This is a genomic window from Halomonas sp. GFAJ-1, assembly GCA_002966495.1.
Classification (GTDB): Bacteria; Pseudomonadota; Gammaproteobacteria; order Pseudomonadales; family Halomonadaceae; genus Vreelandella.
In genome coordinates this window covers 221846-248160 of sequence record CP016490.1, presented here as the reverse complement: position 1 = coordinate 248160, position 26315 = coordinate 221846, and the positions used below count along the sequence as shown (strand labels likewise).

Genomic DNA, 26315 nt, shown 5'->3' with positions numbered 1-26315 from the left:
TGCGGGCTTGTTCGCACCATAGCTTTTCTGGGTTCCCATGACGCACGCTTCTCACCACCTCACCCTAGCCGATATCGCACGTCACCTGGAGGTTGATTTTCAGGGCGACGCAGACCAGCCTATTCGTGGTTTAGCAACGCTCAAGGAAGCGACATCCGATCAGGTCGCGTTTCTTGCCAATCGTGCGTATCTTAAAGACCTTGCCACGACTCGTGCCGCCGCGGTTTTGCTGCATCCTGAGCACGGCAGGCACTGCCCGGTTCCTCGCTTAGAGATGGAAAACCCGTACTTGGGTTATGCCAAGCTGTCTCAGCTGTTCGACCCGCTTCCTGCACGGGATGTACCCGGAATCCATCCTTCTGCAGTTGTCGCAGAAGGCATTACGCTAGGGAAAGATGTGTCGATTCAGGCCCATGCGGTGATTGAAGCTGGCGTAGTGCTAGGCGACCGTGTGGTGGTTGGGGCGGGCAGTGTGGTTGGTGCAGATAGTATCATTGGTGAAGGCACACGATTGCATCCCAATGTCACCGTGTGCCACGGTGTGGTTATTGGTAAGCGTGGCATTCTGCAAAGTGGCTGCGTCATTGGCGGTGATGGATTTGGTTTTGCTCATGACGGTGCAGGCTGGCATAAGATTGCTCAGTTGGGTGGTGTTGTGCTGGGTGACGATGTTGAAGTAGGTAGTTGCTCAAGCATTGATCGTGGTGCGCTTGGCGATACGGTGATTGGCAACGACGTAAAAATCGACAGCCAAGTACAGATCGCGCATAACGTCACCATTGGCGATCACAGCGCACTGGCCGGCTGCGTGGGTATTGCAGGTTCAACCAAAGTGGGTAAACACTGCATGTTAGGCGGTGGAGTAGGGCTTTCAGGGCATTTAACTATTTGCGATGGCGTGCAAGTCACTGGAATGAGCCTTGTTACTAATTCAATTCACGAGCCGGGTGTTTACTCCTCAGGCACGGGGGCGATGAGTAATGCGCAGTGGCGAAAAAATGCCGTGCGTTTTAAACAGCTCGATGATATTGCCAAGCGATTGTTGCGGATGGAAAAAAGTCAGCGTTCAGAATAGTGGTCGCTTGAATTTCTTAGGCAGTGGCTTGAGGCTTGCTTGCAGCAGGTTATAATCCACTGCCTTTTGACCAGCCGCTGAGCTGGTGAGCGCCTGATTTTTTTCAGGCCTTTTGTCATTTTAGAGGTCGTTACGATGGTTATGGATATTAACGAAATTCGCGAATACTTGCCGCACCGCTACCCGTTCTTACTGGTGGACCGTGTGACGCAATTAACCATTGGCGAATCCATCGTTGCGTTCAAAAATGTTAGTATTAATGAGCCGTTTTTCAATGGCCACTTTCCCCATCACCCAATTATGCCCGGTGTGCTGGTGGTTGAAGCCTTGGCCCAAGTGTGCGGTATTTTAGGTTTCAAAACAGTTAATAAACTGCCCGCTGATGGCTACGTCTATTATTTGGTAGGAAGTGATAAAGTACGCTTTAAGCGCCCCGTGATGCCTGGCGACCAGCTGGTATTGGAAGCAAATGTGATTCGTGGGAAGCGGGGAATTTGGAAATTTGCTTGCCGCGCGACGGTTGATGGTGAACTGGCGTGCGAAGCTGAAATTATTTGTGCCGAGAGGAAGGTTGCTTGATACATCCTACTGCACTGGTTGACCCGACGGCGCAGCTTGCTGATGACGTTGAGGTGGGCCCGTTTAGCGTTATTGGAGCAAACGTTACGATTGGCGCCGGCTCAATCATTGGCCCCCATGTGGTGATCAAAGGGCCAACGGTGCTGGGTGAGCGTACACGCATTTTTCAGTTCGCCTCGGTGGGCGAGGATTGCCAGGATAAAAAGTACGCTGGTGAACCAACGCGTTTGGTGATGGGCGATGATAACGTGATCCGTGAAGGCGTTACCCTCCATCGCGGAACGGTGCAGGATCGTGGTGAGACCACTATTGGTTCGCGCAACTTATTTATGGCCTATGTCCATGTCGGGCACGACTGCGTGATTGGTAGCGACTGTATTTTGGCTAATCAGGTAACGTTGGCCGGTCACGTCACCCTTGGCAACTTCGCTATACTTGGCGGTTTGTCAGCGGTTCATCAGTTTTGCCACTTTGGCGAGCACGCTATGGCGGGTGGCGGCTCGATTATCACTAAAGATACCCCTGCCTATGTGATGATTAACGGTAACCCCGCCGAAGCCCGAGGCCTTAATCTGGTGGGGTTGAAGCGTCGTGGATTCAGTCGTGACGCTATTAACGCGCTCAGCACCGCTTATAAAATGGTGTATCGCCAAGGGCTGACTGTAGAGCAGGCGGTGAGTGAGATGCGTAGCCGCTTCGAGTTACCGGAAGTTGTTCTCTTTGCTGACTCCATTGATCGCTCCACCCGTGGCATTGTGCGCTAACACTCACCTCTAATCGGTTTTTCCGTCCTTATGACCCTTGAGCGCGTATACCTTGTGGCTGGCGAGCTTTCCGGCGATATCTTAGGTGCTGGATTGATGCGCGAGTTAAGCGCTCGTCATCCCGGCGTCGAGTTTCGCGGTATGGGTGGGCCACGCATGGAAGCGCAAGGGCTTGTCAGCCGCTTTCCCCTTGAAACGCTATCCGTCATGGGCTTGGTTGAGGTGGTTAAGCATCTTCCTGAGCTGTTACGCGTGCGCCGCACGCTGCGCGAAGAAGCGCTTGTCTGGCAGCCCGATATCATGATTGGTATTGACGCCCCCGACTTTAATATTGGCCTAGAAAAACAGCTACGCGATGCCGGGCTTAAAACTGCCCACTACGTTAGCCCCTCGGTATGGGCGTGGCGGCAGGGGCGAGTCAAAAAGATCGCTAAGGCCGTTGATGGGATGTTAACTCTGCTGCCTTTTGAAGCCGATTTTTACCATCGCCATCATGTGCCCGTCGCCTTTGTGGGTCACCCGTTGGCCGATGAGCTGCCCCTTGAGAATGACCGTCACGCTACTCGTCAAGCGCTTGGACTTCCCTCTGAGGCTTCAATTGTCGCGTTGCTACCCGGCTCCCGGGGCAATGAAATTCGTTTTTTAGGCGCGACTTTTTTACGCGCCGCCGAGTTGCTCTGCCAGCGCCATGAGACGCTTCACGTGGTTATTCCCGCGGCGACCCCGCAGCGTTATCAGGAAATCAGCCAGCTACTGGTAGGCTATCCCTCCTTACGCGAGCGCGTCTCGCTACTGGATGGCCAAGCCCGCGAGGCCATGGTTGCAAGCGACGCCGTGTTGCTGGCTTCGGGCACCGCTGCCCTTGAAGCGATGCTATGTCATCGTGCGATGTTAGTGGCCTATAAAATGGCCCCGGCTACTCACTGGCTGGCAAAACGATTGGTGAAAACCCAGTGGATTTCACTGCCCAATCTGATTGCTCAAGAGAGCCTGGTGCCTGAATTGATTCAGGAGGCTGCCACATCGGAAGCGATTGCCGATCGGCTTGACCAGCTATTGGCGGATGAGGCGGCGCGGCACGCTCTGGAAGCACGTTTTGCACGCATGCATCAAACGCTCCAGCGCAACGCCAGTCAGCGCGCCGCCCAGGCAATCACCTCGCTGGTGGCAGGCGAACCTTTAGATAACGATGAAATAGCGGGCCAAGAAGAGCGACATCATGGCCGTTAAACTCGCTGACTATCCAGCGCTGGTCATTCATTACCAGGGTGATCGTCTGGCGGGTGTGGATGAAGTCGGCCGAGGCCCGCTGATCGGTAGCGTGGTGGCCGCGGCGGTGATTCTTGACCCCTCCCAGCCTATTGAAGGTCTGACAGATTCAAAAAAGCTTACCGCCCGTAAGCGAGAAGCGCTGGACGTGCAGATCCGCGAACGGGCGCTGGCGTTTGCTGTAGCCGAAGCGAGCGCAGCAGAGGTGGATCAGCTCAATATTTACCATGCGACCCATCTGGCGATGTGCCGGGCAGTAGATGCCTTGACCCCTGAAGCAGAGTATCTGCTGGTAGATGGCAACCGCTTGCCGGGGCACGCACTGCCGGGCCAGGCGGTGGTAAAGGGCGATGCTCGTCATCCGGCGATTGCCGCCGCGTCTATTTTAGCCAAAGTCGTTCGAGATGCGCAGATGGTGGCGCTGGATATGCGCTATCCTGAGTATGGTTTCGCCCGACATAAAGGCTATCCCACGAAAGAGCACTTGGCAGCACTGGCCGCTCATGGGCCACTTGCCGAGCATCGCCGCAGTTTCGCGCCGGTACAGCGTCAGTTAGCGCTGCTGTAAGCCTTCTCTATTTATCTAGTTCTGTTGCTGAGAGTCCCATGACGGTTCCGTTCGTTCATCTACGTTTGCACAGTGAATACTCTCTGGTTGATGGCTTGGTCAAACTCAAGTCATTGATCAGTACCACCGCTGAGCGCGGGATGCCGGCGTTGGCATTGACCGACGAGGCCAACCTGTTTGGCTTGGTGAAGTTTTACAAAGCCGCCCAAGGAGCCGCGCTTAAGCCCATCATTGGCAGTGATTTATGGCTGCATAACCCCAATGATGATGCGCATCCGTACCGTATTACGCTGCTGGCCATGGACGGGGTTGGGTACCGCAACCTCACCGAGTTAATTTCCAAAGGGTGGAGTGAGGGCCAGCGGCAGGGGCGCGCTATTCTGGATAAACAGTGGGTGCTAGATCAAAGCGACGGCTTGATAGCCCTCTCCGGCGGTCGTGAAGGGGAGATTGGCCGCCACTTATTATCTGAGCATGAACGTGAAGCACGGCTGTTGCTGGAGGAGTGGCAGCGCGCCTTTCCTGATCGCTTCTACCTAGAGCTGATTCGTACGGGGCGGCCGCTTGAGGAAGAGTGTGTTCACGCCAGTGTTCAACTGGCCATTGAGTCAAATACGCCGGTAGTCGCCACTAACGACGTACGGTTTTTAGAGCGTGAGGACTTTTGGGCCCACGAAACCCGCGTGGCGATTGGCGAAGGCAAAGCGCTAGACGACCCGCGTCGCGAGCGCCGTTATACCGAAGAACAGTACCTGAAAAGCCCCGAGGAAATGGCCGCACTGTTTGCTGACATACCTGAGGCGCTAGAAAACAGCGTAATGATCGCCGAGCGCTGCAGCGTGGATGTGCGCCTGGGTGAGATTTTCCTACCCGAGTTCGAAATTCCCGAAGGCATGACCCAGGATGAGTTTTTCCGCAAGGTCTCCCACGACGGTTTAACCGAGCGGCTGGATTTTCTTTTTCCTGCCGAGCAATATCCCCGTGATAGCGAGACATTTCGTGAGATCGACCAGCGCTACCGGGACCGGCTTGAGTTTGAACTGAACGTTATTATCCAGATGAAGTTCCCAGGTTACTTCCTGATCGTTATGGACTTTATTCAGTGGGCCAAGGATAACGGCGTACCGGTAGGGCCGGGGCGTGGTTCGGGCGCGGGGTCGCTGGTGGCCTATGCGCAAAAAATCACCGACCTTGACCCCATTGGTTACGACCTGCTGTTTGAGCGCTTTCTAAACCCCGAGCGTGTCTCCATGCCCGACTTTGACGTCGATTTCTGCATGGAAAAGCGCGACAAAGTAATTGACTACGTCGCCGACCGCTACGGTCGTAATGCGGTTTCCCAGATTGTTACCTTCGGTACCATGGCCGCCAAGGCGGTGGTGCGCGATGTGGCTCGCGCCCAGGGCAGGCCCTATTCGCTGGGCGACAAGCTCTCGAAGCTGATTCCCTTTGAAGTGGGCATGACCCTTGCCAAAGCGATTGAACAAGAGCCCGCGCTAAAAGAGTTCATCGAGAAGGACGAAGAGGCCGAAGAGATCTGGGAGATGGCGCTCAAGCTAGAGGGCACCACCCGAGGCACCGGCAAGCACGCCGGGGGTGTGGTGATTGCGCCCACCAAGCTGACCGACTTTTCGCCGCTGCTTTGTGATGAAGATGGCTCAGGCTTAGTGGTTCAGTTTGATAAAAATGACATTGAAGAAGCTGGGCTGGTCAAGTTTGACTTCCTCGGGCTGCGTACGCTGACGATTATCGACTGGGCCCTTAAAATGGTCGATAAAGTGCGGGGTGTTAACGGCCAAGAACCGCTGAATATCGACGCCATTCCGTTAGACGATGGCAAAACCTTTGAGATGCTCAAGCGGGCTGAAACTACCGCCGTCTTCCAGTTGGAATCTCGCGGTATGAAAGAGCTGATCAAGCGCCTGCTGCCGGATTCGTTAGACGATATGATCGCTCTGGTGGCCCTGTTCCGCCCAGGGCCGCTGCAGTCGGGCATGGTAGATGATTTTATCAACCGTAAGCATGGCCGCGCTGAAGTCTCTTATCCACACCCTGATTATCAGCACGAACTGTTGAAACCGGTGCTAAGCCCCACCTACGGCATTATCTTGTACCAAGAGCAGGTCATGCAGATCGCTCAGGTGATGGCGGGATATTCGCTGGGGCAGGCGGATATGCTGCGCCGCGCCATGGGTAAGAAAAAACCCGAAGAGATGGCCAAACAGCGCGCAGGCTTTATGGAAGGGTGCGCCGACAACGGCATCGACAAAGATCTGGCGGGCAACATCTTCGATCTAGTGGAGAAATTTGCGGGCTACGGTTTTAACAAGTCCCACTCCGCAGCTTACGCCTTGGTGTCGTATCAAACCGCCTGGCTGAAGGCTCACTACCCAGGGCCGTTTATGGCCGCGGTTATGTCCACGGAAATGGATAACCTGGATAAAGTGGTGCCGTTAATTGAGGAGTGCCGCAACCTCAAGCTTACCGTTACCCCGCCGGATGTTAACGTCGGTGGTTACAGATTTACTGTCGATACCGAAGGCCGTGTGGTGTACGGGCTGGGGGCGATACGCGGTGTCGGCGAAGGGCCGATTGGCGCCATTGTTGAGGCCCGCAATACCGATGGCCCGTTCAAAGATCTGTTTGATTTCTGTCGCCGCCTCGACCCCAAACGGATGAATAAGCGGACCTTGGAAGCGCTGATTCGATCAGGGGCGCTGGATACGCTTGGGCCCAACAGGGCAGTGCTTGCCGCCGCCATGGAAGACGCCCTAAAAGCCGCTGCTCAAAACCACGCGAACCAGAACCTGGGTATGCTGGATATGTTCGGTGAGTCGTTCAGCGCAGAAGAGGAAGCAAGCGACCCTTACGCTGAATATCATAACGCCCGTGAATGGACTGACCGCGAGCGGCTCTCAGGGGAAAAAGATACCCTGGGCCTCTACCTGACAGGTCACCCAATTGATGAGTACGAGCGGGAGCTAAAACGCTTTGTCTCGACACGCATCAGCGATCTAAAACCTTCCCGCGAGCCGCAGCGGGTGGCGGGGCTGGTAGTGGCGATGCGTACGATGAAGTCTAAGCGTGGCGATACCATGGCATTTATCACCTTGGATGACCGTACCGGGCGCATTGAAGCCTCGCTGTTTGGTGAATTGTTTGAGCAGCTACGCGGCCAGATTGAGTCTGATCAGGTGATTATTGTCGAAGGTGAGGTCTCAAATGATGACTTTTCTGGCGGCATGCGCCTGCGTGGCAAAGACGTAACGCCCATGGTGACGGCTCGGATACGCTACGGGCAGGCAGTGGAGCTGGCACTGGATGCCGAGCAGATCAACGGCCGGTTGGTGGAAAGCCTACGCGACAGCCTCACCCCCTACCGGGATGAAGCGGGCTTGCCCGTGCGTTTGCAGTATCGCCACCCGGATGCGGTGGCATGGCTGGAGCTAGCCGATGAGTGGAAGGTAGCCCCCAGCGATGACTTGCTGCTTGCGCTGCGCGATGTTCAAGGACAGGCAGGTGTGCAACTGCGCTATCGATAACGCTCACCGATAGATAATGCACGGTTAAATAGCAGTAGGGCGTGTACCCAACTTGCGTGGCAGGGTCAGGGTGCGATAATGCCCTTTATTTTCTAATGACATATGCATGCTTACTTTGATCAGGCAGAGCCGATGAATCCTAATTACCTCGATTTTGAACAGCCCATTGCCGAACTCCAGGCAAAAATTGAAGAGCTGCGTTTGGTCAGCTCTGATAGCCAGGTGAATCTCTCCGATGAGATTGCTCGGCTGGAAGAGAAAAGTCGCAAGTTAACCGAATCGATCTTCAAGGATTTAACGTCCTGGCAGGTTTCCCAGATATCTCGCCACCCTCAGCGCCCTTACACGCTGGATTATCTTGAGCATATTTTTACCGATTTTGATGAGCTTCACGGCGACCGAAATTTTGCTGACGACGCGGCACTGGTCGGTGGTATTGCGCGCTTGAATGATGCGCCGGTAATGGTCATCGGCCATCAAAAAGGCCGTGATGTAAAAGAGAAGGTGCGCCGCAACTTCGGCATGCCGCGCCCAGAAGGTTATCGTAAAGCCTGCCGTTTAATGGAAATGGCCGAGCGCTTTAAAATGCCGATTCTGACGTTTATCGATACGCCTGGCGCTTACCCGGGTATCGATGCTGAGGAGCGTGGTCAGTCAGAAGCCATTGCGTATAACCTGGCCGTGATGTCGCGTCTGAAAACCCCCATTATTTCCACTGTTGTTGGTGAGGGGGGGTCTGGTGGCGCACTGGCGATAGGTGTGTGTGATGAGCTGCATATGTTGCAGTACTCTACCTACTCGGTAATTTCACCAGAAGGCTGTGCTTCTATCCTGTGGAAGAGCGCGGAAAAAGCCTCCGATGCCGCTCAGGCCATGGGGATTACCGCCGAACGTCTGAAAGAGTTAGGGTTTGTCGACGAGCTGATCAAAGAGCCGCTGGGCGGCGCTCATCGCCACCCGCTGACCACCGCCGAGCGTGTTAAAGAAGCCTTGGCAGGTAGTCTTGATCGCCTACAACGCCTAGATACCGATGCGCTGCTTGATCGCCGCTACAAGCGCCTGATGAGCTATGGCGCCCCAGCTGCCTAAGCCGCTGCTCCGCTTGCTAAATGACGCCCTGGCGGAGACCCCGCCAGGGCGTACTATTTGGGTAGCCCTTTCCGGCGGGCTGGACTCGTCGCTGCTGCTGACGCTTGCTGCTCACGTTTGCCGAGATGCGAGTCGCCCGCTGCGCGCTATCCACATCAACCATGGGCTGCAATCAGCGGCCAGCGCCTTCGAGGCGCACTGTCGGTTACTGTGTGATGGCCTAGGTGTGCCGCTGACCGTGGTTCATGTGGTGGTGGACAGCCACGGAGAGGGCATTGAGGGCGCTGCACGGCATGCGCGTTATAGCGCCTTCAAGCAGTCGATCCCCCACGGCGATACGCTCTGGTTGGCCCAGCATCAGGATGACCAGGCGGAAACCTTGCTACTGGCAGCGCTGCGGGGCAGCGGTATCCGGGGCTTGGCGGGCATGCCCTACCGGCGTGTGTGGGAAGGATTAACCCTACTGCGCCCCTGGTTGAGTATTAGCCGGCGCACGCTAGCGGAAACCGCCAAGAAGCTGGCGCTGGAGTGGCATGAAGACCCCACCAACGCGGATGTGGCGTTTGACCGTAATCGCCTGCGTCACCAAGTGATGCCGCAGCTTCAAACGCGCTGGCCAGGCGCCGCAAGCTCGCTTGCAAAAAGTGCCCAGCACGCTGGGGAAGCTGACCAGCTACTGGTCGAGTATGCGGCGAGCGAATTGGCAAGCCTTGCGGTGGGAGAGGGTTGCCTTGACACCACCGCGCTAGGCCAGCGTAGTCTCCCCCGCCAGCGCTTGCTGGTGCGTACCTTCTGCCAACAGTTAGGCTTACCTACTCCGCCCCAGAAACGCTTAGACAGCCTGTTGGCGCAGCTGGCCGTCTCCACCGATGCACAGGTGAAGGTGGTATGGCTGGGCGTTGAGGCGCGGGTATGGCGTCAGCGGCTCTATCTTATGGCCGCTTTGCCACCGCTGCCTGACTGGGAAACGGCTTGGGATGGTCAGGCAGGACTTTCCACTCCGCTGGGCAAACTGATGGTTTCAATGCCATCCTCGCGTTCGATGACGCTGCGCTGGCGTCAGGGGGGCGAGGTTATTGATCTTCCAGGCCGCGGTCGCCGGGATTTAAAGCGGCTGCTGCAAGAGAGCGGGCTGCCGCCTTGGGAACGCAAGCGCTTAATAGTGGTGCTAGAGGGGGAGAGGTGCGTTGGCGTCATTCAACCGCCTGCCCAGGTGCTATGGCAGGCGAAAGAGACTATTTTTACTGTTACTGACGAACGGCAAACGTAAATCCAGCCGCGACCATAAACGCCTGCTCTTGCTCCATGTCGGTGCTGAGTAGGGTGGGCTCATCGCTACTAGGCAGTGTCACTGTCAGTATTGAGTCTTCCACGCTAATTTCCGGTAAAGGGGGGGCGCTCTCGGGCCGCGAGTGGTTGATCAGTACGGCAAGGCGCAGCAAGCGGGCCAGTTTTGCACACCCTTCCTGATGTGAAATGGGCAGTGCCTGCCACTCTTTGAGCGGGAATTTGCGTCGGTGGGCGCGTACTAAAAACGCCAATAAACGCTGCTCCGGGCGTGAAAAACCTGCCAAGTCGGAGTGCTCTAGCAAGTAAGCACCGTGACGATGGAACTGGCTATGCGAGATGGCTAAGCCAATTTCATGCACATGGCTGGCCCATATGAGGTAGTGGCCCTGTGTTTTGGTTAGTCCCCATGCCTTTTTTACTTTATGAAACAAGCGAGCGGCGGTATCGGCGACGTTTTCCGCTTGTCGGGAATCAGCATCGTAAATCCGTTTTAGCGCATCCACGCTCTTGGAGCGGGTATCCTCTGCGCTGTTGCGTCCAGCCATGTCGTACAGCACGCCTTCCCGCAGGGCGCCATCGGCAAAGCGCATTTGGGAAAGGTTAAAGGCTTCAAAGATAGCGCTCAAAATGGCGATACCTGCCGGAAAAACTTTTGCCCGGTCGGGTTTTAGGCCGTCTAGTTCAACTTTATCCAAATGTTTGCACTTCAGCAGACGTTCACGGAGCTTTTTCAAGCCACTACGGGTGATAACGCCCTCTTGAGGCGTGTCGCCGTAGGCGTATAGCACGCTTGCAGCGGCTTTAATCGTTCCGCTTGAACCTACGGGGTCGTCCCAGCCAAGGCGCTGGTAAGGACGTTGAATGTTGGCTAATTCAGAAAACGCCGCCAGCTCAGCGCGGCGCATGCGCTTTTCACTTAGCTCATCATCGGGGAAGAAACGGCGGCTAAAGGTAACGCAGCCCATCCGCAGGCTTTCCAGCGCTTTGGGCTCAAAGGACTCGCCAATGATAAATTCGGTAGACCCGCCGCCAATATCAACAATCAAACGTCGGCCATTTTCTGCTAAAGCGTGGGCAGCCCCCAAGTAAATCAAACGGGCTTCTTCTCGGCCGGCAATAATTTCAATGGCATGACCGAGCTGGGCTTCGGCGCGCTCAATAAAGGCTTGGCTGTTATTGGCATCGCGCAATGCATTAGTGCCCACAATGCGCAGGTGGGCGTCTTCAATATCTTTTAGAAAGGGCGCAAATCGGCCTAGGCAGTCTAATGCTCGCTGCATAGCGGCTTCGCTTAGGTAGCCCTGGTCATCTAGCCCGGCGGCTAACTGCACTTTTTCTCCCAGACGAGCGACCACCTGTAGGCGCTCGTTTTGGTAGTTAGCCACCAGTAAATGGAAGCTATTTGAACCTAGGTCGATGGCAGCTAAGCGCTGCGGATCACCATAGTCAACGTCTTCCTTTACTGCGGTGGTAGGGAGTGAAATGTCCTTGGGCATGAGCTATCCTTCCTGTTGGCTATGCCAAGGTTGCGGCGCCCTCTGACTATTGTCAATTGTCAAAGGCTTGCGTTTATCGCAGCCCTTGACTACCATCGAGCTACTGGCTTGATCCGAGTTGGCTTGTTCGTCTATTTAACAAGCGTAGTGACTCGGTTATCCCGAGCAGTACGTATCCAGATGGCATCAGCCAGATGTCCAAGTCGTCAGATAACCCGCTGAAACAGCATTTTTCTGTGCCGATCAGATTAACTAGTTTATTAGCACCCTCTCGCTAAGCAGTCATTGATGCCGTCACTTCTTAATTTGGTATCTGATTCAAGACTGCCCAGCCTTCAGTATTCGAGAGTGTGCCTAGATGGGTTCTGAACGCATCACTCGGCGGAATGACCACGCCTCCTGTCTTATTCCCGGCGCCTAGCGTCCAGCTTTCATGAGCAACTTTCTAACACACCGATGAATCTCACTGAACTCAAGCAAAAATCCGTTCCCGAGCTGCTCGATATCGCCCGCGAGATGGGTATCGACAACTTAGCCCGTTCGCGCAAGCAGGACATCATTTTCGCTATCCTCAAGAAGCACGCCAAAAGCGGTGAGGATATTTATGGCGATGGTGTGCTGGAAATTCTCCAGGATGGCTTTGGCTTCCTGCGCAGCGCCGACAGCTCCTACCTCGCCGGACCGGACGATATCTACGTATCGCCGTCACAGATTCGTCGTTTCAATCTGCGTAAAGGCGACTCCATTTCCGGCAAAATCCGCCCGCCGAAAGAGGGTGAGCGCTACTTTGCGCTGCTCAAAGTTAGTCAGATCAACTTTGACCGTCCCGAAAACGCCAAGCATAAGATTCTCTTTGAGAACTTAACGCCGCTGTTTCCGGATGACCGGATGCGCATGGAGATCGGCAACGGGTCTACTGAAGACCTGACCGCTCGGATCATTGATCTGACCGCGCCGATCGGCAAAGGCCAACGTGGCCTGCTGGTGTCGCCGCCGAAAGCGGGTAAGACACTGATGCTGCAGAACATCGCGACATCGATTACGCGTAACAACCCTGAGTGTCATCTGATCGTTCTGCTGATCGATGAGCGCCCTGAGGAAGTAACCGAGATGTCGCGCACCGTGCGCGGTGAAGTCGTTGCCTCTACGTTTGATGAGCCACCGGCCCGCCACGTGCAGGTTGCCGAAATGGTCATCGAAAAGGCTAAGCGTCTGGTTGAGCACAAAAAGGACGTGGTGATTCTGCTTGATTCCATCACCCGTTTGGCCCGTGCATACAACACCGTGGTACCGAGCTCCGGCAAAGTACTGACCGGTGGTGTAGATGCCCACGCGCTTGAGAAGCCAAAGCGTTTCTTCGGTGCTGCGCGTAATATCGAAGAGGGCGGCAGCCTGACGATTATTGCCACTGCGCTAGTAGATACCGGTTCGAAAATGGACGAGGTCATCTTCGAGGAGTTCAAGGGTACCGGCAACATGGAAGCGCACCTTGACCGCAAGCTAGCTGAGAAGCGTGTCTTCCCGGCGATCAATATTCGTCGCAGCGGTACCCGCCGTGAAGACCTGCTGGCCTCTGAAGATGAAATGCAGCGTATGTGGATTCTGCGCAAGCTGCTCAACCCGATGGAAGATACGGCTGCCACCGAATTCCTGATTGATCGTCTGAAAGATACCAAGACGAACTTGGAATTCTTTGAAGCAATGAAGCGCCGCTAGGCGCTGCATTACGGCTAAGCACTAGCGATAGCAACGCCTGACAGCCGGGGTGAAGTGCCTTGAGGAGAGAGCCTTGAAGTACCACGACTTGCGCGATTTTATTGCGGCCCTAGAAGCACAGGGTGAACTCAAGCGAATTAAAGCTGAAGTTGATCCTTACCTGGAAATCACTGAAATCTGCGACCGCACGCTGCGTGCCGGTGGCCCTGCATTATTGTTTGAGAATGTGAAGGGACACGACATGCCGCTGTTGGGCAATCTGTTTGGTACACCCAAGCGGGTAGCTCTGGGCATGGGGCAGGATTCAGTAGAGGCGCTGCGTGAAGTAGGTAAGCTACTGGCGTTCTTAAAAGAGCCAGATCCGCCCAAAGGTCTAAAAGACGCCTGGGACAAGCTGCCGATCTTCAAGCAAGTGCTTAGCATGGGGCCAAAAAGTGTCAAGCGCGCGCCGGTGCAGGATGTCGTTTATGAAGGCGATGAGGTTGATCTAGGCCGATTGCCCATCCAACACTGCTGGCCTGGCGATGCAGCTCCCTTAGTGACGTGGCCCCTGGTGATTACCAAAGGCCCCCACAAAAAGCGTCAAAATCTGGGTATTTACCGCCAGCAGAAAATCGCCAAAAACCGTCTGATTATGCGCTGGCTTTCCCATCGCGGCGGCGCGCTGGATTTCCTTGAGTTTCAAAAAGCCCATCCGGGTGAGCCGTTTCCGGTCGCTGTCGCGCTAGGCGCTGACCCGGCCACGATTTTGGGTGCAGTGACCCCCGTGCCCGATTCGCTCTCTGAATATGCCTTTGCCGGGCTACTGCGCGGTTCTCGCACTGAGCTTGTTAAGTGTGGCCACGCTGATCTTGAAGTGCCCGCCTCCGCTGAGATTATTCTTGAAGGCTTTATTTACCCGGATGATATGGCACCAGAAGGGCCGTTTGGTGACCATACCGGTTATTACAACGAGGTTGACCACTTCCCGGTGTTCACCGTGACGCGGATGACCATGCGCCGCGACGCCATTTATCACTCCACCTATACAGGCCGCCCACCCGACGAGCCCGCCATTTTAGGCGTCGCGCTTAACGAAGTGTTTGTGCCGATTTTGGCTAAGCAGTTTCCTGAAATTGTCGATTTCTACCTGCCGCCAGAAGGCTGCTCCTACCGCATGGCCGTAGTGACGATGAAAAAGCAGTATCCCGGTCACGCCAAGCGCGTGATGATGGGTGTATGGAGCTTCTTACGCCAGTTTATGTACACTAAGTTTGTCATTGTGCTGGACGACGACGTGGATGCGCGCAATTGGGAAGATGTCATGTGGGCGATCACCACCCGGATGGACCCGGCGCGGGATACGGTCATGGTGGAAAATACCCCCATCGACTATCTCGATTTTGCGTCGCCTGTTTCTGGGCTAGGGTCCAAAATGGGGCTGGATGCGACCAATAAATGGCCCGGCGAAACCGACCGCGAGTGGGGCACGCCGATTGTGATGGATGACGCGGTGAAGACGCGAGTCGATGAGCGTTGGGATGAGTTGGGCATCGATATTCCGTTACCCGCGCCTCGCCACAGTTAACCTGACGGTGCGGTTCAAACGACTTTTCACAAAGAGGCTTTAATGAGCGCAACGACGTTAACGTGTAAAACGCTAACCTGCCAAGTCACCGCTGTTGAGGATTTAAATCCTGACGTATTTGGGGTGACCGTCGAAGGGCGCGCTGAAGCCATGCAGCATGCACCAGGACAATATCTAGAGCTCAAACTAGACGACGAAACCTGGGTGCCATTTTCCATTGCCAGCGCCGACCGTCGAGACGGCACCATCGAGCTGCATATTCAGCACTGGCCAGAGCGCGATAATTCAGCGCGCCTGCGTGATCTGCTGCAAGTGGCCAATCAGTTAACGGTGCGTCTGCCCAGCGGCGAGTGTGTACTGGATACTGAAAGTGAGCGCCCATTGTTGCTGATTGCTGCAGGAACCGGTTTCGCTCAAATGAAAGCGATCATGGAAGCTTCCCTGCAAAGCCAACCAGAACGGCCTATCTCGCTCTGGTGGGCTGCGCGTGAACACCGCGATCTTTATGCTGAAAACCTAGCTACCCAGTGGGCACAGCAGCACGCCAATGTCTCTTTTCAAGCAGTGACTGAGTTTCCGCTGACTGAACCATTAGCGCCGGGTGAGCGTATCTCCCATTACCAGGGGCGGGTTGATCTGGTGTTGGAAAAGGCGTTGATGAAAGCCACTGAAAAAGCTCCTGTTCGGCCCAGCGATTGCGACATTTACCTCTCTGGCTCGCCGGGAATGGTGTATGCCTGTGTTGCTATCCTTGAACGCCAAGGTGTTGGTATTGAGCGTATGTTTTCGGATGTATTTGCCTACGCACCGCGTCCTCAATAAAATGGCCGACCAACGCATGCTATCTCTGTCTCGCTAACTCCCTATCCCGATAACAAGGAGGCTTTATGGCCGATCATGACGACAACTTTAAAGATGAATCTGGTTTGCTTGCCATTGTCCTGGGCCTTGTGGTGCTGGTAAGCATGAGCGCGCTGCCTGCAACGATTGGTTGGATACAAGCATTTAGTGGCTGATAGTTGCCATTTTGCCCGTATGCAGGCAGGATTAAGCCAATAGACCCAACGTCTTCGGCGAATTTATTAAACATTGGATAATGTTATGCACATTGCACTCACTACACAGCGCCCCAACGCCAAGCCGGAAACGGCGGTTAGCGCGTGGATATCTGAGTGTTTAAGTGCGTTTGCGTTTGTTTATGCTGCGTATTGGTTTAGCCACGGTGTGCCCCTGGCCGACCGATAAGGTCGCGCTAACAGGCACACCACCTCGGTTGCCTGCCGCATGCAAAGAAGCCTCGGTTGGTAGCCCAACCGAGGCTTCTTTTGTTTTAAGCCTATCAACACCGTCCATAGAACATTCATCAAGGAGCTGCACCATGTCTTACCGCGTACACGCTATCGCCTCTTCCATTGCCCCCCGCTATATCGGTTATGGCTATGGCTGGCGATTTAGCGGCGCGCGGTCGGTGCAAGCTGCCACCTCCGACCGTGCCTGCTTGGGTGGCCAGTTAGTCACGCGAAGTCATACGCGAAGTCATACGCGAAGTTATACGCGATGTCACACGCTTTCGGAGAGATAAATAATGAATGCCCATGCCAGTCCTGCAAAGTCACCGCTATCGTCATTAACTAATGGCCCTACGGGTACGACTCAGCCGTTGCCGCTGCCTGTAGAGCTTCGCCGACGTATCGGCATTAGTGCGCCGTTGAGCGAGCAAATTACCCAGCAGCGCCACGCAGTCCAGCGCGTTCTCAATGGCCAAGACAATCGGCTACTGTTCGTTGTAGGTCCATGCTCGATTCATGACCCGGACGCGGCCCTTGAGTACGCCGATAGGCTAGCGGCGCTGAGCGATGAAATCAGCGAGCAAATTCTGCCGGTCATGCGTGTATATGTCGAAAAGCCCCGCACCACCGTCGGGTGGAAAGGCCTCGCCTACGACCCAGATCTAGACGGTAGCGGCGATATGCCCCGCGGGATTGCACTCTCCCGTGAGCTCATGCACGCAGTAGCAGCGCGAGGCCTGCCGGTGGCCACCGAGCTTTTGCAGCCAATGCTGGCGCCCTACCTGGATGACCTGCTGAGCTGGGTAGCGATTGGCGCGCGCACCACAGAGTCCCAGCTGCACCGGGAGCTGGCCAGCGATTTAAGCGCTGCCGTGGGGTTCAAAAATGCCACCAGTGGCGATGTGCAGGTAGCCATTGATGCTATGCAAGCAGCAGCGCATTCTCATCAGCGTTTTGCCATCGACAGTGAAGGTCGGCCAGTCATGCAGGAAAGTGCTGGTAACCCTCATACCCACCTGGTACTGCGGGGCGGTCACGGCGAGCCCAATTACCAGGCCCACCATGTGCGCTCATCGGTAAATGCCTTACACAAAGCAGGTCAAAACCCACGTTTGATGGTGGACTGCAGTCACGCCAATGCGCGTAAAGATCATCGCCGCCAAAGCGAGGTTATGCTGGACGTGCTTGCTCAGCGTAAAGCAGGCGATGCTAACCTAGTAGCGTTGATGCTTGAAAGCTACCTGTTTGAAGGTAAGCAAGCGCTTAAACCCAGCAGTATGCGCTACGGGGTGTCGGTGACTGACGCCTGCGTTAGCTGGGAAGCAACGGAGCGGCTGCTTAAAACGGCCGCCGAGCGAATGGGCTAAACCAGCAATCTCTATGCATTGCTAGATAACCTCTTGTCTGGCTGGGTCAGCCCCGTATCATAAGAGCCTTCTATTGATAATGAGGTTGGCCATGGCTTTTACGCTTGAACAACATAGTCCAGATGCTTACCGTCGCAAAGCGCGCATGATCAGTATCGTGATGGCAGGGCAGCTAGTGGTTTTTGGGCTGCTGTTTTCAATGCTATTAGCCGCCACCTTTGGCGGCAGCTTCTGGATGAACGCCCTGGGCGTGCTGCTTGGGTTGCTGGCCACTAGCGCGATGTTCGCTGTGCTGCGTGATCGGCCCTGGATGACTGAAATGCGTTACGTCTGGCAGCTCAAACATCACCTTTCGCATATTAGCGGCTACTTACAGCCTCTACGCCGAGGTGTGGAAGAGAACAATCGCGTAGCGCTGGATATCGTGACGTTCTACCACCAGGGAATGACCCAGTTGGCTGAGCTCAATGGCCGTACCACTGACGATGATGCTGAGCGCCTTGCTGAAAAAATGCAGATAAAATTAAAGCGCGAAGAACTAGGGCTGCCAGAGCAGGTTAATCGCTTTGACCCACAGGATTTGAGTGCTTTTAAACGCCGCTAGAGCTGTATTTAATGCCGTTAGAGTTATCCAACAGGGAGCATTGAGTCATGATCCACGCAAAAAAATCGTTCGTCGCCATGGCAATGGTGACCACAACACTGGCTATCGCTGGCTGTGCCACGTCTACAACGGCGCCGAGTGAGTCTGCCAATATGACGGTAAACAGCAGTGCGCCTTTGCTTCCTGCTGCTCTGTTCCCTGGTAGCGCCGAGAGATTTGATGCTTGGGAGTGTCAACCAGCGAACCAGAATCTAGTCACTGCGGTAAACGACGATAATCTGCGCCTCTGGTCGCTGCACGGTGCTTGGCGGTTACCTGAAGCCGTGGTTGCCAGCGGTGCACGCTATCAGGACGGCGAAATCAGCTTCTGGAACCGGGGTGACCAAGCCCAGGTAGAAACGCCGCGTGGCCAGCTTCAGTGTCAGCAAGGACTCGTGCGAGAAGCATCAACCCGCGCCAATCATCCCGGCGTGATGTTCCTAGGGCGTGGCAACGAGCCGGGCTGGTCGATTGAGCTAGCGCACGACGCCCCTGTGATGACGTGGACGACCGCCTACGGCACTGAAACGCAAACCCTGCCTTATATGGTGAGCGTGATGGATAACGAAGCGGGCCGTGTCGTTATTGAAAACGCCAACGCCGAGCACTTTTTCCGTGTCCGTATCGAAGCCGGCGCATGTTTTGATGACATGAAAGGTCAGCCTTATCCTGCCCGCGTCACCTTGACGATAGACGGCGAGCAGTACAACGGCTGTGGTCAAGGCATCGCCCCGTAATCAGCGGCTTATCATAATAGCGCTAGCGTTTTAACAGTGGTAAAGGAACGGTTCTGCACGCCACTGGGGCTCAATAAAGTCGCTAGCGCAAAGCGCGGTAACATCACCTGCCGCTCTGGAGGCGAGTCTAGAGAGCGTTTCCAGGCGGAGGTCCCGTGAGGTTTCGAGCTGCTCGCTCGTTTCTACCGGTCTCCATGTGTCCCCATCCCGCGTTGCCAGCGTAAAGCTGAACGGGTGGAAACCTGGAAAGCCGAGGCGGATATCCGTGGCAATCAACGTTTCCTGGCCATCTATAAGGCGTGTTTCATAGCGCAAAAAAGGACCGGTAAACCACGCCAATCGCTGGCCACGCGGCCCCGCCAGTGCATACTCCTCAAGGGCTACATTGCGCCTAAGCGGCTCAAGCGTTAAGGAGCGCTGGCGATCGAATAAACCCACTAGGCTCTCGTAATAGCGGTCGTCATCGATAATGGTGGCGCGCCACAGCACAATATTAAACGGCGTGGGCTGGATCAAGATGGGCGCTTGCTGAAGCCCTTGCTCAGCCAGGACCGGCGCGAGGCGCTGTTCAACGCTCCACTTCGCACCCGCCGCTAACAGTAGGTAAACGCTGGAGAGCGCGAGGCCTATGGCGCAGGCATTACGCACTTTTTTAGTGGTAATCCCGATAAGCAAGGCAATAAGCAGCGGTAGCGTGTAAAAAGGGTCGATAATAAACACGATAGGCCATGCCACGGGCGGCACGTCTAGCGGCCAAAATAGCTGAGTTCCGTAAGTAGTAAAGGAATCAAGCAGCGGGTGAGTGGTCAGACAAAGCACGAAAAACCACCACCAATGGTGAAAGTGAATAGGCCGTGCTGCTGTTGCTGGAAAAAAGCGTGTAGCCAGCAGGGCAAATAGAGTACCTAGGCCGGTCAGCACAAACAGTGAGTGGGTGAAGCCTCTGTGCTCCGTTACATTGGCCACGGCATCGCCGTAGTCGAGCACGACGTCTAGGTCGGGCAGCGTGCCGAGCAGCGCACCAATCAACACGGCTTTACGGCCCAGCCGGCGGCCTAAAATGGCGCCGCCAACGGCAGCCCCTAATGCTGCTTGGGTAATCGAATCCACTGATGGCTCCTTGGGGTGGCCCCTACGCAAAGTAGTCGATGTACTATTATACAGATCTGTGAGGAGGGTGGTTGAATGTCACGAAATCGTCTAATTAAATGCTTGTCAGGTGGTCTTCTGGCTGCCTATTCGTTAAGTGCTTTGGCAGCGCCTACTATTGACGTCCACAGTGACCCTAACTGCGGCTGCTGTAGTGACTGGGTGGCTCATCTTGAAGAGGCAGGGTTTGACGTTAATCACCACCGTGATGGCGATGTCCGTGCCATTAAAATGGCCAACGGCGTTTCTCCTGAACTGGCCTCCTGCCATACCGCCCTGGTGGATGGCTACGTGATTGAAGGCCATGTCCCCGCGTCGGATATTAAACGCCTGCTGGAAGAGCGTCCGGACGTTGTTGGGTTAACGGTACCGGGTATGCCCCACGGTTCGCCGGGGATGGAAACAGGTCGTGTAGATGATTATGCCGTGCTCAGCTGGACTCGTAACGACAGTCCCCCTGCTATCTTTAGCGAATATACCCAGTAATCACAAAGGGAGAGTGACATGCAGTTTTTGCACACTATGGTACGGGTAACTGACCTGGACGCGTCGCTGACGTTTTACTGCGACCTGTTGGGGCTGAAAGAAGTACGTCGTAAAGAGAACGAAAAAGGCCGTTTTACGCTGGTTTTTCTCGCCGCACCGCAGGATGAGGCACGCTCAGAACGTTTAACGGCTCCGGAGCTAGAACTGACCTATAACTGGGATCCAGAAGAGGTAGCCGGTGGGCGCAACTTCGGTCATTTAGCCTATCGCGTTGACGATATTTACGCGCTATGCCAAAAGCTTCAAGATAATGGTGTCACCATTAACCGCCCACCTCGGGATGGACATATGGCGTTTGTAAAGTCGCCCGACGGTATTTCTGTCGAGCTACTGCAAAAAGGCGATGCGCTCTCGCCCCAGGAGCCATGGGCGTCAATGGAAAATAGCGGAAGCTGGTAACGTTAAAAATGAGGAGTAACCGTAAGGTGAAAGGACTACCCCGTAATGCCGTGCTCGGAATGGGCTTGGCGCTTTTGGTCAGTGCGTGCAGCAGCGCCCCTCAGCAAGAGCGTGTGGATGCCCCGAAAAGCACTGAATTGTCCGGCCCGATTGTCGAGCAGCGCTGGAACTTGTTGCTGGTAGGCACCGATGAGCGGCTCTCCATGCAGGAAACCCCGTTTTTCCGCATTGAGCGCGACGGTAAAGTAAGTGGCTCGGATGGCTGTAACCGCTTTACCGGTAGCGTGAGCTTAGGCGAAAGTCAGCGGATTGAGTTTAGCGAGCTGGCGTCCACCCGCATGGCCTGCCCTAATATGGAAGATGCCAAACGGGTAACCGATATGCTCGATACGGCTTATCGCTATCTGATTGACCACGACCGGCTGGTGTTCTTTGGCCCAGATAGTCGCGTGTTAGGCGGCTGGCGCGAAGCCAATTAAGCCTTTAGTCACAACCTGAGCGCCGCCATTATTTATGACTTAAAAGGCGGATTGAAGCGCGCTATAAAGCGCGCATCAATCCGCTTTTTCCATTCCCATACCCAGCGGCCTGAAAAACCGATCTCACCACGGCTGGCAATCGCGTGGCCATCGCCAGTGCCAATCAGTGCCAGCACGCGTTTAGGTGGCTGCCACGCGGCCAGCGGTTCATGGTGGCAGGCGGCGCGCAGATTGTCGGCGAGCAGTGGCCCCATGCGCACCGCGTACACGCCGGCCTTAGGTAGAGAAGAAACGTGCAGTGGAGAAGTGTGCAGTGGTGGGTTGAAAGCCGCACAGTCGCCAGCGGCGAACAGCCCCGGCTGGCTCGCTACTTCAAGGGTCTTATTCACCTGGATAAACCCATGCTGATCTAGCGGCAGCGCGGTGTCTTTAAGCCAGGCTTGGCCAACGGCACCGGTCGCCCATAGCACGATATCCGCGTCAATGAGTTCCCCTTCAGAGGTGCGCACGCCACCTGCTATTAGCGCCTGACCACGCACGCCGTGACGCAGTGTAATACCTGCCCGGTGCAGCGCCCGCTTTGTTAACCAGCGGGGCAGCCGACCGGCGCCGGGTAGCAGCGTTGGTGATGCACTGACTAGCGTGCCTTGCCAGGTAATGTCGGCGCGCTGTTGACGAAGCTGCGCTAGCACGCTCATCAAGGTTTCACAGCCTGCCGCGCCGCCGCCTACGCTCACCACCCGCTGGTGAGTGCCCGTAGGGAGTTGGTCGATCTTCTCTCTTAGCGCTTGCCAGCGGTGGTGCAGTGAGCTTAGTGGACGCATCGCCAATAAGTAGGGGCGCAGTTCGTCATGGGTTTTGGAAAACTTCTGCTCTGGCAATGACTGTTCGGGCAACCGTAACGTGGAGCCCACGTTAAAGGAGGCCACATCAAACTGGATCACCTCGCCATTCGCTAGCGTTACTCGGCGCTTAGTGGGATCGATAGCCACTGCAGGCGAGGTGATTAAATGGGCACCTGCCCGTTGCGATAGTGCCGCCACATCAATTTGTGTTTCGCGTAGCGTGCATTCCCCAGCCAGCCAGGTGGGCACGCTGCCGGAATAGGCGGCCAGATTGCTATCGCTGACCACGGTAATTGCTATCGCAGGGTCTGGGCGCTGGGCAAAGGCTTCCAGCACAAAGGCGTGGGCATGGCCCGCGCCAATCAGCACCAGGTGTTTCATGGGCGGCATCACTTTTCCTCGCCACGGCGCCAGCGGAAGTAGCGCGCAAGCAGGGTGAGAATACGCTCGGGTTTGTGGGCGTTTTTCCATACGCCCGCGGTGGCCTTGGCGGCTTCACCCAGCGTTGGGTAGGGGTGAATGGTGCCCAGCAGTTTGTTCAGCCCCAGCCCATGCTTCATCGCAATGGTAAATTCACCCAGCCACTCCCCGGCGTTTTCCGCCACGATGGTAGCACCGAGTATTTTGTCTCTACCGGGCACGGTGAGCACCTTGATAAAACCTTCTGTGGCCCCTTCGGCAATGGCGCGGTCGCTTTCGCTCATGGCGTAGCGGGTAACTTCAAACGCTACTCCTTTGGCGGTGGCCTCTTTTTCGTTTAGCCCGACCCGCGCTACTTCCGGCTGCACATAGGTGACGGCAGGCATAAAGCGGTAATCCACTGCAAAGCTTTTCAACTCGCCAAACAGCGCGTTGACTGCCGCGTGCCACGCCTGATGCGCGGCGGCGTGGGTGAGCTGGTAAGGGCCGGCTAGGTCGCCGCAGGCCCAAATATTGGGCAAGCGGGTTTGCAGGCGCTCGTTCAGCGCTAGCGTGCCGCCTTCTGTGGTGGTAATGCCCAGCGCTTCCAACCCTAAGCCTTCAACATTTGCTTGGCGGCCAACACTCACCAGCAGGTAGTCGAATTCGACAGTGAGCCGTTCGCCATTATGCTCCACTACAAGCTGGTGTTCCTGGCCGACTTGGCAGACCTCCAGCGCTTTAGCGCTGGTCATCACGGTCACGCCTTCCTGGGTAAGCGTGCGCGCAACGTGCTCGCCCACTTCCGTGTCTTCACGGCTAAGCAGCTGCTGCGCGCCTTCCACGAGTGTTACGTGGCTGCCTAAGCGGGCAAAGCTTTGGCTTAGCTCGCAGCCAATCGCACCGCCACCCAGTACGATCAAGCGTTTAGGCAGCTCGGTGAGCGACCATAAGTTTTCCGAGGTGAGAATCGGTGCGTGCTCAATGCCAGGAAGCGAAGGCACTCGGGGGCGTGCACCGGTGGCCAGCACGATATGGCGGGCGGTCAGGGTTTTCTCACCCACTTTAATTTCCCAGGGAGACGTTAGGGTGGCGTGATCTTGATACACCGTCACCCCAAGTCCTGAGTAGCGCTCGACGCTATCGTGGGGTTCGATGTCGGTAATTGATTGATGAACGTGGCCCATCACGTCGGCGAAATTTATCTCTGGCTCGCTGGCGCTAATGCCAAAGCGTTGCGCCGTGCGGATTTCATGGGCGGCGCGAGCGGCGCGAATCAGCGCCTTAGAGGGCACACAGCCGGTATTTAAACAATCGCCGCCCATTTTGTGCTTTTCTACCAACGCCACTTTGGCCTTTACGGCGCTGCCAATGTAGCTAGTAACAAGACCTGCCGAGCCACCGCCAATCACTACGATGTCGTAATCAAAGCGGGATGGACGAGTATAACCACGGTAGGCATTGCGTTTTTGCACCAGTAGCGCAATACGACGCGCTATCCAGGGAAACACGGCCAGCAGCGCAAACGATGCCAGCAATCCAGGGGAAATAATGCCGCTAAGGTTTTCCAGCTCGCCCAGTTGGCCGCCTGCATTCACGTAAACCGCCGTACCGGGCAGCATGCCAAGCTGGCTCACCCAATAGAATGTGGTGGTTTTGAGCCGCGTTAGCCCCATCACCAGGTTGATCATAAAAAACGGAAACACCGGTACCAGGCGAAGGGTGAAAAGATAGAAAGCACCGTCTTTATCTACGCCACGATTGACCGTTTCAAACTGGCGGGGAAAGCGCTTCTCAATCGGTTGGCGAAATAGAAACCGCGAAACTAAAAAGGCCAGTGTGGCGCCGATGGTGCTGGCAAAGGAGATAATCAATAGTCCCCAACCGAGGCCAAAGAGCGCCCCACCCAGCAGAGTGAGCAGTGTCGCACCCGGTAGCGACAGTGCTGTCATGACGACGTACACGGCAAAGAAAATCCCCGCAACCTGCCAAGGCGACTGTTGAAACGCTGCCTGAAAATCGCTGCGATAGGCTTGTAGGGTTTCCAAGGTGAAAAACGTGTGGGCGCCGCTCAGGTAAAAGCCGAGCACGGCCAGTAGCAGCAGGGTGATAATCAGCAGGCGCTGACGGTTCATGGCAGGCTCCGGTTTGGCGTTGCGATGTTAGAAGCAGAACATTTGTTAAGTATTAGTGGCGCACAGCGCGGATTCATTACACCTTGGAAGCGTTTTTCAGGGTTTGTTGCCAGCGCTGCCAGTCTTCTGGTCGGTCAATGTCCCACATGGTGTCGGGAAAGGTGGCGTTTAAACGCAGCGCGGCAAGCCGTTGGCGGGTGACCTTGAGCACGTGCTCAGTTCCCCAGGGTATTCCCTCAAACAGGCTAGGGTGGTCGTTGTGAGTGCCAATCAACCCGTAGCCGCCATCTTCGGCAGGTAAAATCACCACGGGTGCGCTTTCAAGCGCTTCACTGCACTGCTTCAGCATGCCAACGGTAATGCTTGGGCAGTCGGTGCCCATCACCATCGCCGGGCCTTGTGCGCTATTTAGTGCATGACGAACGCGCATTCCCACGTCACCCTGTTGTTGAGCGGCAAGGGCTATGCCGTGGTGCGCCTGAAGCTCCAAAAACAGCGGATGTTGATGCTCCAGAGAGGTCCATAGCGTGACGTTTACTGCTCCCAACGCCTGGCAGGCGGTAGCAACGCAGTGGCGAACCATAGTGGCATGGGCTTGCGCTGCGCCTTCTGGCCCCAGGTAAGGAATTAAGCGCGTTTTCGCCTGCCCTGGCAGTGGCGCCTTGGCCAGCAGGTGTAAGTGGGGCTGCATGGTTGGCTTAACGGGCATTGCGATACTCCTTGGCCAATTGAGTGGCGCTTACGCCGCGCCAGTAGCGGTAACGCAGCCGCCACATCAGGCGAATGGTTTTCCAGGCGCCGAACTTATCCCAGCGTCTGCCTGAGCTTACCACTTTGATGCCAAGGCAGGCGGGGGGAGAAAGTGCCTTCAGTCGCTTGCTTAACGCGATATCTTCCATTAGCGGCTGATCGGGAAAGCCGCCCACTGCGTCAAACGCCTCCCGGCGTAGGAACATGCCCTGGTCGCCAGTGGCGATACCGCTCAGCCGTGAGCGTAGGTTCATCAGAGTACTGACGACGGGCAGCCAGCGGCTATGGCCTTCAAGCTGAATATCAAACCGCCCCCAGCAGTGCGTGCTTAGCGCCTGACTAATCTGTTCAACAGCCCCTTCGGGAAGTTGAGTATCGGCATGTAAAAACAGCAGCGCCGGTGAGTGCGCGCGTTCTGCGCCTAGGTTCATCTGCCGTGCCCGGCCAGTGTCACTAACCACTACTGTATCCGCTAGCGGGGTAGCTAGCGCCACGCTGTGATCGGTACTGCCGCCATCGACCACAATGATTTCCACTCTGGTCTCCCGTAGCGGTTGCAGCAGAGCCAGCGCCGTTTCAATTCCCATGGCCTCATTCAGCATCGGTATCACAATGCTAAGCG

Annotated in this window: 23 protein-coding genes; 17 read left to right on the top strand and 6 right to left on the bottom strand. The window is 55.8% G+C overall.

All coding sequences use genetic code 11. From position 1 onward, the window contains the following. Window positions 1–37 precede the first annotated feature (37 nt). The 8 genes from BB497_01080 (at window position 38) to BB497_01045 (ending at window position 10156) form a co-directional block, all read left to right on the top strand. A complete protein-coding gene (locus BB497_01080; GenBank protein ID AVI61396.1) occupies window positions 38–1075 on the top strand; it encodes a UDP-3-O-(3-hydroxymyristoyl)glucosamine N-acyltransferase in 1038 nt (345 codons plus the stop codon). 135 nt (window positions 1076–1210) lie between these two features. Then, complete coding sequence (locus tag BB497_01075; protein ID AVI61395.1) at window positions 1211–1654, top strand: 3-hydroxyacyl-[acyl-carrier-protein] dehydratase FabZ; 444 nt, start codon at window positions 1211–1213, stop codon at window positions 1652–1654. Beyond that, window positions 1651–2418, top strand: a complete 768-nt coding sequence (locus BB497_01070) for an acyl-[acyl-carrier-protein]--UDP-N-acetylglucosamine O-acyltransferase (GenBank protein AVI61394.1) — start codon at window positions 1651–1653, stop codon at window positions 2416–2418. The genes BB497_01075 and BB497_01070 overlap by 4 nt, the downstream gene beginning before the upstream one ends. 30 nt (window positions 2419–2448) lie before the next feature. After that, entirely contained in the window at window positions 2449–3648 is a 1200-nt protein-coding gene (locus tag BB497_01065) for a lipid-A-disaccharide synthase (GenBank protein ID AVI61393.1), read from the top strand. After that, a complete protein-coding gene (locus BB497_01060; GenBank protein AVI61392.1) occupies window positions 3638–4255 on the top strand; it encodes a ribonuclease HII in 618 nt (205 codons plus the stop codon). Before BB497_01065 ends, BB497_01060 begins: the two co-directional genes overlap by 11 nt. A 38-nt stretch (window positions 4256–4293) precedes the next feature. After that, window positions 4294–7797: a DNA polymerase III subunit alpha gene (locus tag BB497_01055; protein AVI61391.1), complete on the top strand. Its 3504-nt coding sequence runs from the start codon at window positions 4294–4296 to the stop codon at window positions 7795–7797. Between the two features lie 132 nt (window positions 7798–7929). Beyond that, complete coding sequence (locus BB497_01050; GenBank protein ID AVI64220.1) at window positions 7930–8886, top strand: acetyl-CoA carboxylase carboxyltransferase subunit alpha; 957 nt, start codon at window positions 7930–7932, stop codon at window positions 8884–8886. Beyond that, on the top strand, window positions 8867–10156 hold the full coding sequence (locus BB497_01045; GenBank protein AVI61390.1) for a tRNA lysidine(34) synthetase TilS: 1290 nt from the start codon (window positions 8867–8869) through the stop codon (window positions 10154–10156). The genes BB497_01050 and BB497_01045 overlap by 20 nt, the downstream gene beginning before the upstream one ends. Here BB497_01045 and BB497_01040 read toward each other — a convergent pair. After that, entirely contained in the window at window positions 10134–11672 is a 1539-nt protein-coding gene (locus BB497_01040; GenBank protein ID AVI61389.1) for an exopolyphosphatase, read from the bottom strand. The genes BB497_01045 and BB497_01040 overlap by 23 nt on opposite strands. A gap of 456 nt (window positions 11673–12128) precedes the next feature. Here BB497_01040 and BB497_01035 point away from each other — a divergent pair, with 456 nt between their 5' ends. The 6 genes from BB497_01035 (at window position 12129) to BB497_01010 (ending at window position 18991) form a co-directional block, all read left to right on the top strand. Then, the gene (locus BB497_01035) at window positions 12129–13388 is read left to right on the top strand and encodes a transcription termination factor Rho (protein ID AVI61388.1); all 1260 of its coding nucleotides are present in this window, start codon (window positions 12129–12131) and stop codon (window positions 13386–13388) included. 73 nt (window positions 13389–13461) lie between these two features. Next, on the top strand, window positions 13462–14955 hold the full coding sequence (locus tag BB497_01030) for a 3-octaprenyl-4-hydroxybenzoate decarboxylase (GenBank protein ID AVI61387.1): 1494 nt from the start codon (window positions 13462–13464) through the stop codon (window positions 14953–14955). Between the two features lie 42 nt (window positions 14956–14997). Continuing rightward, on the top strand, window positions 14998–15777 hold the full coding sequence (locus BB497_01025; protein ID AVI61386.1) for an NAD(P)H-flavin reductase: 780 nt from the start codon (window positions 14998–15000) through the stop codon (window positions 15775–15777). A 763-nt stretch (window positions 15778–16540) separates the two neighbouring features. Further along, window positions 16541–17611 (top strand): 3-deoxy-7-phosphoheptulonate synthase, encoded by a 1071-nt coding sequence (locus BB497_01020; protein AVI61385.1) that lies wholly within the window; start codon window positions 16541–16543, stop codon window positions 17609–17611. Between the two features lie 91 nt (window positions 17612–17702). Then, on the top strand, window positions 17703–18215 hold the full coding sequence (locus BB497_01015) for a hypothetical protein (protein ID AVI61384.1): 513 nt from the start codon (window positions 17703–17705) through the stop codon (window positions 18213–18215). Between the two features lie 47 nt (window positions 18216–18262). Continuing rightward, complete coding sequence (locus BB497_01010; protein ID AVI61383.1) at window positions 18263–18991, top strand: C-type lysozyme, inhibitor; 729 nt, start codon at window positions 18263–18265, stop codon at window positions 18989–18991. A 30-nt stretch (window positions 18992–19021) separates the two neighbouring features. Here BB497_01010 and BB497_01005 read toward each other — a convergent pair whose 3' ends face one another. Then, entirely contained in the window at window positions 19022–20101 is a 1080-nt protein-coding gene (locus BB497_01005) for a hydrolase (protein ID AVI61382.1), read from the bottom strand. A 75-nt stretch (window positions 20102–20176) separates the two neighbouring features. Between BB497_01005 and BB497_01000 the strand changes: the two genes are divergently transcribed. From BB497_01000 to BB497_00990, 3 genes are read left to right on the top strand one after another with little or no spacing between them, the layout of a single operon-like run. Continuing rightward, the gene (locus BB497_01000) at window positions 20177–20626 is read left to right on the top strand and encodes a metal-binding protein (GenBank protein AVI61381.1); all 450 of its coding nucleotides are present in this window, start codon (window positions 20177–20179) and stop codon (window positions 20624–20626) included. Window positions 20627–20644: 18 nt separating this feature from the next. Beyond that, the gene (locus tag BB497_00995; GenBank protein AVI61380.1) at window positions 20645–21085 is read left to right on the top strand and encodes a lactoylglutathione lyase; all 441 of its coding nucleotides are present in this window, start codon (window positions 20645–20647) and stop codon (window positions 21083–21085) included. An 8-nt stretch (window positions 21086–21093) separates the two neighbouring features. After that, a complete protein-coding gene (locus BB497_00990) occupies window positions 21094–21564 on the top strand; it encodes an META domain-containing protein (GenBank protein ID AVI61379.1) in 471 nt (156 codons plus the stop codon). A gap of 32 nt (window positions 21565–21596) precedes the next feature. On the opposite strand, the gene BB497_00985 is transcribed toward BB497_00990, so the two are convergent. The 4 genes from BB497_00985 to BB497_00970 form a co-directional block, all read right to left on the bottom strand. Next, the gene (locus BB497_00985; GenBank protein AVI61378.1) at window positions 21597–22799 is read right to left on the bottom strand and encodes a pyridine nucleotide-disulfide oxidoreductase; all 1203 of its coding nucleotides are present in this window, start codon (window positions 22797–22799) and stop codon (window positions 21597–21599) included. Continuing rightward, the gene (locus tag BB497_00980) at window positions 22799–24943 is read right to left on the bottom strand and encodes a pyridine nucleotide-disulfide oxidoreductase (protein ID AVI61377.1); all 2145 of its coding nucleotides are present in this window, start codon (window positions 24941–24943) and stop codon (window positions 22799–22801) included. The genes BB497_00985 and BB497_00980 overlap by 1 nt, the downstream gene beginning before the upstream one ends. Window positions 24944–25019: 76 nt before the next feature. Continuing rightward, window positions 25020–25652: a hypothetical protein gene (locus tag BB497_00975; protein ID AVI61376.1), complete on the bottom strand. Its 633-nt coding sequence runs from the start codon at window positions 25650–25652 to the stop codon at window positions 25020–25022. Continuing rightward, the gene (locus tag BB497_00970) at window positions 25642–26295 is read right to left on the bottom strand and encodes a glycosyl transferase (GenBank protein AVI61375.1); all 654 of its coding nucleotides are present in this window, start codon (window positions 26293–26295) and stop codon (window positions 25642–25644) included. Before BB497_00970 ends, BB497_00975 begins: the two co-directional genes overlap by 11 nt. Between the last annotated feature and the right edge of the window lie 20 nt (window positions 26296–26315).